12 protein-coding genes are annotated in these 14065 nt (G+C 51.0%); 11 read left to right on the top strand and 1 reads right to left on the bottom strand.

Annotated elements, in window-relative coordinates; all coding sequences use genetic code 11:
• The first annotated feature begins 8 nt into the window (after positions 1–8).
• Together pstB (ACSR9A_RS01645) and phoU are read left to right on the top strand one after the other, a co-directional pair.
• Positions 9–764: a phosphate ABC transporter ATP-binding protein PstB gene (gene pstB / locus ACSR9A_RS01645; protein ID WP_473755282.1), complete on the top strand. Its 756-nt coding sequence runs from the start codon at positions 9–11 to the stop codon at positions 762–764.
• 66 nt (positions 765–830) lie between these two features.
• On the top strand, positions 831–1490 hold the full coding sequence (gene phoU, locus ACSR9A_RS01640) for a phosphate signaling complex protein PhoU (protein WP_473755344.1): 660 nt from the start codon (positions 831–833) through the stop codon (positions 1488–1490).
• Positions 1491–1569: 79 nt separating this feature from the next.
• Here phoU and ACSR9A_RS01635 read toward each other — a convergent pair whose 3' ends face one another.
• The gene (locus ACSR9A_RS01635) at positions 1570–2472 is read right to left on the bottom strand and encodes a LysR family transcriptional regulator (protein WP_473755281.1); all 903 of its coding nucleotides are present in this window, start codon (positions 2470–2472) and stop codon (positions 1570–1572) included.
• 167 nt (positions 2473–2639) lie between these two features.
• Here ACSR9A_RS01635 and ACSR9A_RS01630 point away from each other — a divergent pair, with 167 nt between their 5' ends.
• The 9 genes from ACSR9A_RS01630 to ACSR9A_RS01590 all read left to right on the top strand — a co-directional run bounded on the left by ACSR9A_RS01630 (position 2640) and on the right by ACSR9A_RS01590 (position 14058).
• Complete coding sequence (locus ACSR9A_RS01630) at positions 2640–3596, top strand: phosphate ABC transporter substrate-binding protein PstS family protein (protein WP_473755280.1); 957 nt, start codon at positions 2640–2642, stop codon at positions 3594–3596.
• Positions 3597–3672: 76 nt separating this feature from the next.
• Positions 3673–4578, top strand: a complete 906-nt coding sequence (gene pstC, locus ACSR9A_RS01625) for a phosphate ABC transporter permease subunit PstC (protein WP_341278713.1) — start codon at positions 3673–3675, stop codon at positions 4576–4578.
• A complete protein-coding gene (pstA, locus tag ACSR9A_RS01620; protein ID WP_473755278.1) occupies positions 4575–5462 on the top strand; it encodes a phosphate ABC transporter permease PstA in 888 nt (295 codons plus the stop codon). Before pstC ends, pstA begins: the two co-directional genes overlap by 4 nt.
• 14 nt (positions 5463–5476) lie before the next feature.
• Complete coding sequence (gene pstB, locus ACSR9A_RS01615) at positions 5477–6235, top strand: phosphate ABC transporter ATP-binding protein PstB (RefSeq protein WP_056030197.1); 759 nt, start codon at positions 5477–5479, stop codon at positions 6233–6235.
• Positions 6236–6501: 266 nt separating this feature from the next.
• Positions 6502–8133 carry a GGDEF domain-containing protein gene (locus ACSR9A_RS01610; protein WP_473755277.1) on the top strand — a complete coding sequence of 544 codons (1632 nt, stop codon included), beginning with the start codon at positions 6502–6504 and terminating at the stop codon, positions 8131–8133.
• Complete coding sequence (locus tag ACSR9A_RS01605; RefSeq protein ID WP_473755276.1) at positions 8084–9319, top strand: EAL domain-containing protein; 1236 nt, start codon at positions 8084–8086, stop codon at positions 9317–9319. The genes ACSR9A_RS01610 and ACSR9A_RS01605 overlap by 50 nt, the downstream gene beginning before the upstream one ends.
• A 215-nt stretch (positions 9320–9534) precedes the next feature.
• Positions 9535–12210, top strand: coding sequence for a DNA polymerase I (polA, locus tag ACSR9A_RS01600; protein ID WP_473755274.1), 2676 nt, complete (start codon positions 9535–9537; stop codon positions 12208–12210).
• A 48-nt stretch (positions 12211–12258) separates the two neighbouring features.
• On the top strand, positions 12259–13116 hold the full coding sequence (gene mutM / locus ACSR9A_RS01595) for a DNA-formamidopyrimidine glycosylase (protein ID WP_473755273.1): 858 nt from the start codon (positions 12259–12261) through the stop codon (positions 13114–13116).
• 144 nt (positions 13117–13260) lie between these two features.
• On the top strand, positions 13261–14058 hold the full coding sequence (locus ACSR9A_RS01590) for an MntP/YtaF family protein (protein ID WP_473755271.1): 798 nt from the start codon (positions 13261–13263) through the stop codon (positions 14056–14058).
• The last annotated feature ends 7 nt before the right edge of the window (positions 14059–14065 follow it).

Raw genomic sequence — 14065 nt, 5'->3', positions numbered from 1 at the left:
GAGAACGTTTGGAAGCGCTAATTAACATAGACAAGCTGAACCTGTACTACGGAGCGTTCCACGCACTGAAGAACGTATCGCTTACAATTCCGGCTAAGGCAATTACTGCCTTTATCGGGCCTTCCGGCTGTGGCAAATCGACCTTGCTGCGGACGCTTAACCGGATGAATGACATGATTCAAGGGACGAAGATTGAAGGCAGCATCATGATTGACGGACAAAATATTTATTCTAACGAAGTAGAGGTAGAGGCGCTGCGCCGTAAAATCGGCATGGTATTCCAGCAGCCGAATCCTTTTCCAAAGTCCATTTATGATAATGTGGCTTATGGTCCGCGCCTGCACGGCATTACAAACAAAAAAGAGCTTGATGAAATTGTAGAAACGAGCTTGAAATCCGCGGTGCTGTGGGGCGAAGTGAAGGATTCCTTGAAGCGCTCGGCACTCGGCTTATCGGGCGGTCAGCAGCAAAGGCTGTGTATCGCAAGAGCGATTGCGGTAAATCCGGATATTTTGCTGATGGACGAAGCGACTTCGGCGCTTGATCCGATTTCCACCTTGAAAATCGAGGAGCTGACCCAGGAGCTGAAGGATAAATATACGATTGTTATGGTTACGCACAATATGCATCAGGCGGCTAGGGTATCCAATCAAACGGTATTTTTCCTGAACGGCGAGGTTGTTGAATATGCGGATACGGAAAAGCTGTTCTCCAATCCGACCGACCAGCGCACCGAGGATTATATTTCTGGACGCTTCGGCTAATGCCGAACACGCGGGCTCATGCGTTTTCCATGTAAAGATTGATCATTTGGGAGGAAAGTTAAAATGATGACAACACGCAAGGAGTTCGACCACGGTCTCGAGCAGCTTCATGATTTTGTAATAGAGATGGGGAATTTTGTTGAGCATGCATTGGTCGAAGCCATCGAAGCATTAAAAGCCGTTGATGTGGAGCGCGCGCAGCAGGTTATCGCAGCGGATCCTTCGCTCAATCAGCTGGAGGAGAAAGTAACGGAGCTTGGAGCAAAGCTCATTGCGACGCAGCAGCCGGTAGCGAAGGATTTGCGCCGTATATTATCTGCCTTCCGCATTGCCAGCGATCTGGAGCGGATGGGTGATCTTTCGGTTGATATTGCCAAGGTCGTATTGCGTATGGATGGGCAGGAACTAATTAAGCCGCTCATCGATCTTCCCCGCATGGCTGAAATTGTACAAATGATGACAACGGAATCTATCCAATCCTTCATCCAAGAAAATGTCGATCTCGCTTACAAAATGGCAAAGGATGACGATCAGGTCGATGCGCTGTACGGGCAAATTACCCGCGAGCTTTACTCCCTAATGATGGAAAACCCCCGCAATATTACGCAGTCCTCGCTGCTTAGCTTTGTTGGACGTTACTTGGAGCGCTTCGGCGACCACGCCACTAACATCGGTGAGAGCGTCGTCTACATTGTGACAGGTACAAGACCAGATTTGAACGTTTAGCCTAGTAATCTAGTAATCTAATAATCCAGTGAAAAAGGTTCCATTTCCACGCTGCTGTGGAAATGGGGCTTTTTTTGTTTTATAAGCTGATTATTTCCAGCACCTGCTGCATAAAAGCTTGATCCCAGTGCTGGCTTCGCCAGCTTGCCATCATGGCCCACCGCGCTGCTTCATCGTCCAGCACGGCAAGCTTAAACCCAAGCTCCTCTAGTTTAGCCGCTTGCGGCAATAAGCATTCGGGCAAAATAGCAAGATCTCCGCAGGCCGCAGCGGTATTTATAAGCAGTTCTACCGATCCGAAGGAGGCATGCGAGGTTAAAGAATACTGGCATTTGCGGCTCCACTCATGAATGCGCTGAACGACGGAGCTGTCAGCAAGCTCGGCAAACTCATATTTTTCCAGCTGCGAATAGAGTGATAGTTCTCCTGACCATTCATATAAAGGATGCTGCTGAGGAATAATAAGCCGGAGCGGCGAGGCACCCATCGTCTGATAGCGGAATTCGCCACCCTCTGCCTGCTGCTTTCCTGCTCCATACAAAATAAAGTCGATCGTTCCCAGATGCAGCTTCTGATAAAGCTCCTCCTCATCATGAACGGCGATGGAGATAACGGCGGCATGGCTGCCTGAGAGTGTCCGAAGCTTCCCCATTGCGGCACTGCTCGTCAGGTAAGCAGCGGTGCTGGTCGTACAGCCGATCACAAAACGATTTTTCTCTGCCGCATGAATAGCACCAAGCCTCGACTCCGCCTCGCTATATAATTGGTCAATTTGCGAAGCATAATGAAGCAGCAGCTTTCCATTTTTCGTGAGCAGCACCTTCCCCGTTCGCATTTCGAACAGCTTGACGCCCCATTCCTCCTCCATTTTCTTCATATGAAAGCTGACGGTGGGCTGCTTGATTTGCAGGGCATTGGCCACCGCGGTGATCTGTTTATAGCGATCGATGAGGACCATTAACTTCATTTTTAACAAACTCATGAGCTGCCTCCTGAAATCTTTCATTTTATCTATATAATATCCGTATTCATAGAAAAAATCTATGAGATTTAATTGATAATTTTACAAACAGAAAACATTAGGTTAATGCCCCCGATCTACAATAGGTCTTGTGAAGCAAACAAGGTATTGAGAGGGGAAAATAAGAAATGAAGAAGTCTTTGATGTTGATTATGGCAATGGTACTGACATTTACACTGGCTGCATGCGGCCAAGCAAACAATGGAGGTACAACAGCTGGCAACACAACAAGCTCAAGCAGCCCATCCACAGAGCCATCCGCTGAACCGTCAGCTGAAGCATCTGGTCTAACAGGCTCGCTTCTTGCAACAGGATCCTCTGCACTTCAACCATTGGTTGACCAAGCATCGAAAATGTTTATGGAAAAAAACAGCGGCGTTACGATTCAAGTACAAGGCGGCGGCAGCGGTACGGGCCTGACGCAAGTATCCGAAGGACAAGCAAATATCGGCAACTCCGACGTTTATGCGGAAGAGAAGCTGGATGCAGATAAAGCAAAAGAATTGGTTGACCACCAAGTGGCGGTAGTCGCTATGGCAGCAGTTGTGAATAAAGAAGTAAAAGTAGACAACCTTACGAAGCAACAGCTGATTGATATTTTCACAGGCAAAGTAACGAACTGGAAAGACCTTGGCGGCGACGATGCAGCAATCGTTATCGTAAACCGTCCAGCAAGCTCCGGTACTCGCGCTACTTTTGAAAAATATGCACTTGGTCAGAAGTCCGAAGATCTTCAAGGCTCGATCCAAGAGGATTCGTCCGGTACGGTTAAGAAAATTATTGGCGAAACTCCAGGCGCTATCGGTTACCTTGCACTTTCATACCTGGATGATTCCATCAAAACAATTAGCTATGAAGGCGTTGCAGCTAACGTAGAGAACGTAGCAAACGGCACTTATCCAGTATGGGCTTATGAGCACATGTATACAAAAGGCGAGCCTGATGCAGCAGCAAAAGCTTTCCTGGAATACATGATGAGCGATGAAATCCAAAACGAAAAAGGCTTGGTTGTAGAGCTGGGTTACATCCCAACTAGCCAAATGCAAGTTGTTCGCGATATCGACGGCAACATCACTAAGAAGTAGTAGCTAATCATTCATAGGCCAGCACAAGAGGCGGATTCGCAATCTGCCTCTTTCTGGCTGTATAGAGGAGATCATTATGGCGCAAACGATACCGAAAAAAACAGCGGGCAATAACCATTTTGTAGAAGAATGGGTCGGTAAAGTATATACAACCTTATGTGTCCTGTTTTTGGTTGCGACGATTATTGCCATGGTGTATTTTGTCGCTTCCCGTGGACTGAGCACCTTTTTTAAAGATCATGTAAACGTATTTGAGCTTTTAGGCGGTTTAAAATGGAGCCCGGAAGGATCCCCCCCATCCTTCGGTGCATTCCCGTTCATCTTCGGCTCCTTCAGCACGTCGCTGCTTGCGGCATTGCTTGCGGCACCGCTCAGCATTTGCGCTTCCATCTTTATGATTGAAATTACGCCGAAATTTGGACGCAAGTTTTTGCAGCCCGTTATTGAGCTGCTGGCGGGCATTCCATCCGTCGTATACGGCTTTATCGGTCTTAGCGTCATCGTGCCTTTATTCCGTGATATTTTTCCTGGACAAGGTTTGGGTGTAGCTGCGGGTGCACTTGTATTGTCCATTATGATTTTGCCAACGATGACGACGGTTGCGACAGATGCGCTCGCTTCCTTGCCTGCTGGACTTAAGGAAGGCTCTTACGCACTAGGTGCCACACGCTGGCAAACGATATATCGCGTCGTCATTCCGACCACGCTTCCTGCGCTCATGACGGGTGTCGTGCTCGGTATTGCACGGGCATTCGGCGAGGCGCTCGCTGTACAGATGGTTATCGGCAACGCGCCCTTTGTGCCGCGCTCCCTGTTTGAGTCGGCTTCGACGCTGACAAGCGCTATTACACTCAGCATGGGCAACACGGCTGCTGGCTCCACACATAACAATGCTTTGTGGTCGCTTGCGATGATTTTGATGCTCATGACATTCGTTTTCGTATTTATCGTACGCTGGCTGGAAGGCAGGTCTAAACTATGAAACCAAAAACAGTAGATAAAATTGCCACAGCCGTCATTATTTGCGTAGCTGCATTCATCGTGCTGCTGCTAATCGGCTTGCTCGGCTTCATTCTTGTGCGAGGGCTAGGCCACATCAGCTTCAGCTTCCTGACCTCGGCTCCTGAATCGTTCAGAGCAGGAGGAGGCATTGGGCCACAGCTGTTCAACTCCTTGTTCCTGCTCGTGCTTACGATGATTATCACCGTTCCGATTGGGATTGGCGCAGGCATCTATATGAGTGAATATGCGAAGCCGAGCAAGCTGACTGATTTTATCCGGCTTGTCGTTGAGGTATTATCTTCGTTTCCTTCCATTATTGTTGGTTTGTTCGGTTTGCTTATGCTTGTCAATTATTTCGGTCTTGGTTTTTCCTTGCTGGCGGGTGCGCTTGCGCTCACCGTGTTCAATTTGCCGTTGATGGTGCGGATTACGGAGCAAGGCCTCAAAAGCGTGCCAAGAGAGCAGAAGGAAGCGAGCCTGGCACTGGGCTTGACGAAGTGGAAGACGATTACGTCTACCATGCTGCCCATCGCATTGCCGATTATTGTATCGGGCACGATTTTGGCTGCGGGCCGCGTATTCGGCGAAGCGGCGGCACTGCTCTTTACGGCTGGCATGAGCTCGCCTAGACTCGATTTTTCGGATTGGAACCCGTTCAGCCCGGTATCGCCGCTTAACCCTTTGCGTCCGGCTGAAACGCTTGCGGTTCATATTTGGAAAATCAATTCCGAGGGACTTGCTCCCGATGCTGCGGAAATTGCTGCTGGAGCTTCGGCTGTACTGGTCATCACCGTGCTGCTGTTTAATTTGATCGCACGCTGGCTAGGCCGCTTCATGTACCGCAAGTTTACCGCTACGAAATAGGAGGATGGCAGCATATGGCTGAAAATGGCATATCCGTACGCGATTTAAGCGTTTATTATGGCAGCAATAAGGCTGTTAAAAATGTATCGATCGATTTTGAAAATAAACAGGTTACAGCGCTCATCGGACCGTCCGGCTGCGGGAAATCGACTTTTTTGCGGACGCTGAACCGGATGAATGATTTGATTCCGAACGCTAAAATGACCGGAGAAATCTGGATTGGCGATGAGGATATCAACAATCCAAAAACCGATGTGGTGCTGCTGCGCAGACGCATCGGGATGGTATGGCAGCGGCCGAACCCTTTTCATAAGTCGATTTATGAAAATATTGCTTTTGGCCCGCGCTACCACGGCATCAAAAATAAAAGTGAGCTCGATGAGCTGGTCGAGGAATCGCTGCGTAAAGCGGCGCTTTGGGAAGAGACGAAGGACCGCTTGCATACGTCGGCGCTTAGGCTGTCTGGCGGACAGCAGCAGCGGCTATGTATTGCCCGCTCTATTGCGGTCAAGCCGGACATTATTTTGATGGATGAACCAGCCTCGGCGCTTGATCCTATTTCGACCTCAAAGGTAGAGGAACTGATTACGGAGCTGAAGCAGGACTATTGCATCGTTATTGTCACGCACAATATGCATCAGGCGGCGCGGATTTCGGCCAAAACGGCGTTTTTCCTGTCCGGTGAGCTGGTGGAATTCGAAAATACAGAGAAAATGTTTACGAATCCCAGCAAAAAAGAAACGAGTGACTATATTTCAGGTCGTTTCGGGTGATCCCCTTGCATGCTTGCTTCCTGTATAGCTTCAATCGGGCCCTGTATGCCCCAGCAACAACTTCTGCCTGCTAAGCAAGCTGGTATGGAGTTGTTTTTTTGTACTTTAAAAGGTATGTGTAACAGACAGGCACGCTAGCTAGCGTGCTGACTGCATCTAGGGCAAAAGTCTTGTGCTTTACAGATAGTTTACATGAATATGTTACTCTGCTCACATTTGGCTGGTAAGGTAGAAGCAGAACAACCAAGACTAAAGGGAGACCTGGCATGGACGATATGGCAATTGGTCTGATCCATATAGAACTGCTCCAAGTGATGAGGGAAAGCTGGCGGCTTGGGGGAATTGGCGTCATATATATAAGGCTAACAGAGGAACGAGCCTTGCCCGTAAAATGGTTGCGGATATGGGAGCGGAAGCTAAGGTCGTTCAGGCTGATCTGGAAGCACGGCTTTGAACAGGAGTATTATTTTATGCTCGGCAGCAATGGCTCGAAGCTTGCGCCTGAACAGGCGCTGAATGACAGTGCAGCGGAGCTGTATACACTCTTAAGCCGGGAGCAAAATGTTTTAGTAGGCCATGTGATCGCTTATCCGCCGACTGGGCAGAGTACTGCTGCGGCTGAACAAGCCGCATGGAAAGCTATAAGGGAGGCCTGTCGGCGAGCGGAACCGGTGTACAGCAGCATAGGGGGTTCAAGCCGTCAGGCTGATGAAGTGGCGATAAGCCCGAGCCTTGAGATGCAGCGGGAAACAACAGCTGTGCTGGCATTTGCAGATGGGCAAACTCAGCAGGAGATAGCGGTTGCGCTTGAACCGGAAGGGCAAGCAGGTACGGACGAATCGGCGATCGCTTATTATGCAGCCCCTGGCATGAGCATTGGAGAGCAGGCAGCGCCGTTTCCCGTCTTCTCAGCGCAGGCACGCGTGGCGGAAATTTCCGATTTTTTCAATATGAACGGCAAGGAGCAATGCGTTATTTTACAGGAGGAGGGGCGCCCCGTCGGCTTGCTGATGAAGCAGAAGCTGCATGAGCTGCTAGCGGGGAAATATGGGCTGCCGCTTTATTCTACTCGTCCTGTTGAAAAAATTATGAATGCATCGCCGTTAATTGTGGACGCGGACATGCCGATAGAGCAGGTGTCTCAGCTGGCGATGGCGCGGGATATTTCCCATTTGTATGATGTCGTTATCATTACAGCGGGAGGCCAGCTGCTTGGCGCAACGACGGTTCGCGATATTTTGGAGCGCATTACGACGCTGCGCATGGAGGCGGCAAGATCAGCCAACCCGCTGACGGGTCTGCCCGGCAATGAGGGCATTCAGCTGGAGCTGGCTCGCAGGAGCAGTGGCGACAAGCCGTTCGCCGTCATTTATGCGGACCTGGATTATTTCAAATGGTTTAATGATTGCTTTGGATTTAGCCAAGGCGACGCGCTTATTCGTTTTTTGGCTGATACGCTAGTCGGGATTAAGGAAGAATATGGGATGGCGAGCGATTTTATCGGGCATATCGGTGGTGATGATTTCATTATGGTAACGGAGGCCTCTTATGCTGAGAAAGTTTGCACCAGGCTGATTGAGCGTTTCGACGGCGGGGTAAAAAGGTATTACGGTGGAGTGGAAGTCAGCATGGTGGAGGATCGTCACGGCAACACAGTGGAGCAGGAAGGGGTTACCTTGTCCCTATCTTTAATGCTTGCTGCCGGCGGGACGACGCCTAGCCACATATCCACTCTAACAGCGAAGCTCAAGAAGCGTGCCAAGATGCAAAAAGGCAGTGTGTATGTCATGCAAGATATGGCTTTTTGCACACAAGAACGTAATGCTACAGAGGGGATCGAAGTGAGACGTGGGACATCATCAAGCGATATTGCAGCGAAGCAACCTTATAATGGATGATAAGCCGGAAAATATTGGCGTTATTTATTTGTCCTGGCACAGTGAGCAGTCGGCAGACACCTTTCAGCTACTGCCACCCTCCTTTATGAAGAGATGGAAGCTATACATAGAGATGATGCTTTATGCGAATCAGGAGACGGCTGCTCATGTGCGGGACAAGTTCTGGATGGGCGATGATTTGTATATTGTGATGGCTTTGCCAGACTTGCAGCAGCAGGAGCTGCAGGAGAATTTGCTGCAGGCCGCAGGCAAATGGCAGGAGGAAGCCGAGCGGGGGTTCAATGGAGCCGAGCTTGGGCTTCTTGCGGATATGCGTCTGCATGCGGGCGTAGGCTTGGTTGAGCGCAGCGACACTGGAAGCCCAGTCTCCCGCCTGTACGAAGCCTCTAAGCGAGCGCTGCTATATGGCCAGCAAAAGGAATCCTTATCACGCGCCAAGCGGCTTCAATATATGAACGGTCTTATTCGCGGCAAGCTACTGATTCCCGTTTATCAGCCAATTATGTCGATTCAAGAAAGCGGCGGCGAGCTGACGACATTCGGATATGAGGCACTTACGCGGTTCCCTAAAAATAAATGGTTTTCCAGTCCGATTGACCTGTTTTCTTTCGCAGAAGAGCTGGGAGAAGTTGCACGGCTGGACCAAACGGCGCGCGAGCAGGCAGTGGAGGGCAGTACCGGCCTTCAGTCGCACCAGAAGCTATTTCTAAATATGACGGCGCAATTGCTAAATGAAGGAAGCTTTTATCCTGATCAGCTCGCTAAAATGATGGAGCAGCGAGGCTTGTCGCCCCATCATATCGTATTTGAAATTACCGAGCGTTCGGGTATTGAGGATTATGGCTCGGTGCTTGCTATACTTGCGCAGTACCGCAGCCAAGGCTTTCAAATTGCAATCGACGACGTAGGCGCTGGTTACTCCTCGCTGCAGGCCATTATTGAGCTGCAGCCGGATTATATTAAAGTAGACCGCTCCCTCATTATGGGCATACATGAGCACGAAATGAAGGAGCATATTGTGCATACGCTTGTCCAGCTGGCTGACAAAATGGCCATTGGGATCATCGCCGAAGGCATTGAGCACCAAGCGGAGCTGGACAAAGTAAAGGCAATGGGCGTGCATTATGCCCAGGGCTATTTGCTAGGGCGGCCGGGCGAAATTGCCGGCCTAGTTCAGCAGCGGTGACGGGATGAGAAAAGCTGTTTCTGAGCGATCCATATGGAGCTTGGAGAGAGCTTTTTTTTCACGAACAGGCCATGTCTTATATGCATGGCAACCTCGCTTATGCAAGCTGCGGCTGCGGGTTTTTAGGAATGTTGCCAGCGGGGCGCGAGAAGGAAGCAAAGGCATTTGCAGTTATGGTATGATAACCATTAGAACCGATAAATGAGGTGTCAATAATGGATAAATGGATGTTATTAGATGGAAATAGTATTGCGTACCGGGCATTTTTTGCAATGCCTCCGCTTACGAATTCGGCTGGTTTACATACGAATGCGATATATGGCTTTACGACGATGCTGCTTAAGCTGCTAGAAGACGAAAAACCGACGCATGTGCTCGTTGCATTTGATGCAGGGAAGGCAACCTTTCGCCATGAAGGTTATGCGGAATATAAAGGAGGGCGGGAAAAAACGCCGCCAGAGCTGTCGGAACAGTTCCCCGTGCTCAAGGAGCTGCTGCAGGCTTTTCAAATCGCACAGTTTGAGCTGAGCGGATTTGAAGCGGACGATATTATTGGCACGCTCACCCGCCTTGCGGACGAGCAGAAGGTCGAGACGCTTGTCGTCACGGGCGACAAGGATATGCTCCAGCTCGTATCGGAGCATGTGACCGTAGCGCTAACGCGTAAAGGAGTAAGCGAGCAGGAGCGATATTCGCCTGATGCTATTAAGGAGAAATATGGACTGACGCCTAATCAAATCATTGATTTGAAAGGGCTGATGGGCGATGCGTCCGACAATATTCCGGGCATTCCGGGCGTTGGCGAGAAAACAGCGCTGAAGATGCTGCATGAATTCGGCACGGTTGAAGAAGTGCTGGCGAACACAGCCAGCCTGAAAGGCAAGATGAAGGAAAAGGTCGAGCAGCATAAAGAGGATGCGGTAATGAGCAAGAAGCTCGCGACGATTCACCGCGAGGTGCCGCTTGCCCCTGAGCAGGAGCCGGAGGCGATTCGCTACAGCGGCTTTAATGGGCCGGCGCTTGCGGATATGCTGCGCCGGCTGGAGTTTCGATCCGTTCAGGAACGGCTCGGACTGAGCGGCGAAGGAAGTGGTTCAGCAGGCGAAGCTGCCGAGCTGAACCTGACCTCGATTGAGTCGGCTGAGGATGCGCCGAAGCTCGATGAGCTGATGAAGGCGCTTGAAGCGGATGAGAGCGGATTCGGTCTGTATGTGGAGGCGATAGGTGAAAATCCGCATCAGGCTGAGCTGGTCGGGCTGGCGCTGGCAAACGCCGAAGCGGCATATGCGCTGCCTTTCGCTGCGCTGAAGGAAGCGTTCACAGAGCCGCTGCGAAGCTGGCTCGCTGATCCAGACAAGAAGAAGATCGGCTTTGATACGCATAAAGTCGAGCTGGCTTTGAAGTGGGCTGGCCTATCTTTGAGTGGTGTGAGCTTCGATGTCCAGCTAGCTGCTTATGTCATTGATCCGACGGAATCAAGTCTATTGCTCTCCGGCATTGTCCATCGCTACGAACAGCCAGCTGTCCCTAGCGATGAGTCGGTATACGGCAAAGGAGCGAAGCTTAAAGTTCCAGCTGCGGCTGTGCTGTATCAGCATTTGGCAACGAAAGCCGATGCGGTGCGCAGAGTGGCGCCTTTGCAGCGTGACGAGCTGAAGGAAACAGACATGCTCAGCTTGTATGAAGAGCTGGAGCTGCCGCTCTCCGTTATTTTGGCGGGAATGGAGCACCAGGGCATTAGCGTTGAGAAGGCGGAGCTGGAGGCGCTGGGCAGTGAATTAGAGCGTCAGCTTGCGACGCTGGTGACGGAAATTTACAAGCAGGCGGGTATGGAATTTAATTTGAATTCGCCGAAGCAATTGGGCGAGGTGCTGTTCGAGAAGCTGGGCCTGCCCGCAAGGAAAAAGACCAAGACAGGCTACTCGACAGATGCCGAGGTGCTCGAGGAGCTGGCGCCATACAGTGAAATTGTGCCGCTGATTTTGCATTATCGGACGCTTGCGAAGCTGCAATCGACCTATGTGGAAGGGCTGCTCAAGGAAATTCGCGAGCAGACAGGCAAAATTCATACGTATTTCCGCCAGACCATTGCGGCAACGGGCCGTCTGAGCAGTCAATTTCCGAATTTGCAAAACATTCCGATCCGTCTGGAAGAGGGCCGCAAAATTCGCAAAGCATTCGTCCCGTCCGAACCGGGCTGGACCATTCTCGCAGCGGACTATTCGCAAATTGAGCTGCGCGTGCTCGCCCATATTTCCGGCGATGAGAATATGAAGGAAGCGTTCATTCAGGACATGGACATTCATACGAAAACGGCAATGGATGTATTTGGCGTAACCGAGGATCAGGTGGATTCGGGCATGCGCCGTTCGGCAAAGGCGGTCAATTTCGGCATTGTGTACGGCATCAGTGACTTTGGCCTTTCCAACAACCTGAACATTACGCGAAATGAAGCCGGACGGTTTATTGAGCAATATCTCGGCGTCTTTAAAGGCGTGAAGTCGTTCATGGATCGAATTAAAGTCGAAGCGGCGAAGCAAGGCTACGTGACGACCTTGCTGGATCGCAGACGGTATTTGCCGGATATTAACCATTCGAACTTCAATAAACGTTCATTCGCTGAGCGAACAGCAATGAATTCCCCGATTCAAGGCACAGCAGCGGATATTATTAAGCTGGCGATGGTGCATATGAATCAGAAGCTGCAAGAGCTGAAGCTCAAAAGCCGCATGCTGCTCCAAGTACACGATGAATTGGTATTTGAGGTGCCGGAGGATGAGCTGGAACAGATGAAAAAGCTCCTTCCCGAGGTGATGGAAGCCGCAATTAAGCTCGATGTTCCGCTTAAGGCGGACGTTAGTTTTGGAGCGAACTGGTATGAAGCGAAATAACCCGCTGGGAGCGGAAATCAGGTATAATAGACGTTGAGGTGAAAGGATATGCCGGAACTTCCAGAGGTAGAAACGGTTAGACGAACATTAATTGAGCTTGTTGCAGGAAAAAAGATTAAATCGGTTACGGTGCGGCTGCCCCGCATCATTCAGCGTCCGGCTGTGCCGGAGCAATTCGAGGATGCGCTTGTCGGCATGACGATCGAGACGGTCGAGCGGCGCGGAAAGTTTCTGCGCATCGTGATGGACGGGCTTGTGCTCGTGTCGCATTTGCGCATGGAAGGCCGCTATGGAGTATTCCAAAGCGATGAACCAATCGAGCTTCATACGCATGTCCTGTTCCATTTTGAGGATGGAACGGATTTAAGATATAAAGATGTCAGGCAGTTCGGCACGATGCATTTGTTCACGCCGGGAACGGAGTTCGAGCTGCCGCCGCTGAATAAGCTGGGCCTTGAGCCGCTGGAGCCTGCGTTTACGCGCGATGTGCTGCAAACCAAGCTGGCGCGGCGCTCTACGAAAATCAAGCCGCTGCTGCTCAATCAGGAATATGTGGTCGGACTCGGAAATATTTATGTAGATGAGGCGCTGTTTCAAGCGGGCATTCATCCCGAGCGGACCGCTAGCTCGCTTGCTTCCGGAGAGTGGGATAAGCTGCATGCAGCTATTTGCTCTACGCTTGGCAAAGCAGTGGAAGCGGGCGGCTCATCCATTAAATCTTACGTGAACGGGCAAGGCGAGATGGGTATGTTTCAGCATCAATTGCTCGTTTATGGCCGGAAGGACGAGCCCTGCCATACTTGCGGAGAAGCTATTGAGAAGTTTGTCGTTGGCGGCAGAGGCACGCATATTTGCCCTAGCTGCCAGAAGGCGCCGGAGCAAGCGGGTGGGCAAAGCGCAGGCTAATCTCAAATACTAAAGCCAGGCCATTGATGATGAAGCCATTCACCCTAGGCATACAGCTGCATATGCTGTTTATTGTGATGAACAATAGGCAGATGTCCTGTAGGGTGAAATCGGGGCACCTGCATGTGCAGGGAGTGACGAGGGTTGGCTTTGCATCTGGTTTCGTTGATCGTGCTCGCTTTTGCTGTGAGCGTGGACGGCTTCGGCGTTGGCATGACGTATGGTTTGCGCCGCATTCGCATTCCGTTGCTGTCTGTGCTAATTATCGCCTGCTGCTCGGGCTTGATCATTTTATTGTCGATGCAGCTAGGCAGTGTTATCGCAAAATATTTGTCGCCAGGCACGGCGAGCTTGATTGGCGCCATCGTGCTGATGGGCATTGGCTGCTGGGCGCTGCTCCAACTGCGGCGTAATCGCCATGAAAGCAAGAAGGTGGATGCGGAGAATGCATCCGAAGCTTCTCGTAATAGCACCCTGTTGCCAGAGGAGCGCTCAGGTCTGACTGGTGTAGAGACGAACGCTGCGACCGCTGAGAAGGCAGCAGAAGCAGCCTCCACAGCTTCGGGGCTTTCCGCAGCAGCGGCGGAGGCCAGCCATCCGGTGCTTGTTGTGATTGTTGAGCTGAGGCGCATTGGGCTTGTCATTCAGATTTTACGGACACCGCAGGCGGCGGACGTCGATAAGTCGGGCACAATATCCGCCTCTGAGGCGATCATGCTCGGCGTAGCGCTGTCGCTTGATGCCTTCGGTGCGGGAATTGGGGCCGCGATGATTGGTTTGCCGGCCTTGCTGACAGCGATTGTTATCGCTGCGGCTAGCGCATTATTTTTGCTAGGGGGCATCAGCTTCGGCTTTCGCTTCTCGCATTGGAAGGGCATGCAGGCGCTTGCGGTACTGCCAGGCATTCTGCTTATTATGATTGGAATATCAAAGCTGCTGTAAAGATGAG

The sequence above is a fragment of the Paenibacillus sp. R-74696 genome, from assembly GCF_055814915.1.
The sequence above is the reverse complement of the archived record's forward strand: the minus strand, read 5'-3'. Positions and strand labels throughout refer to the sequence as shown.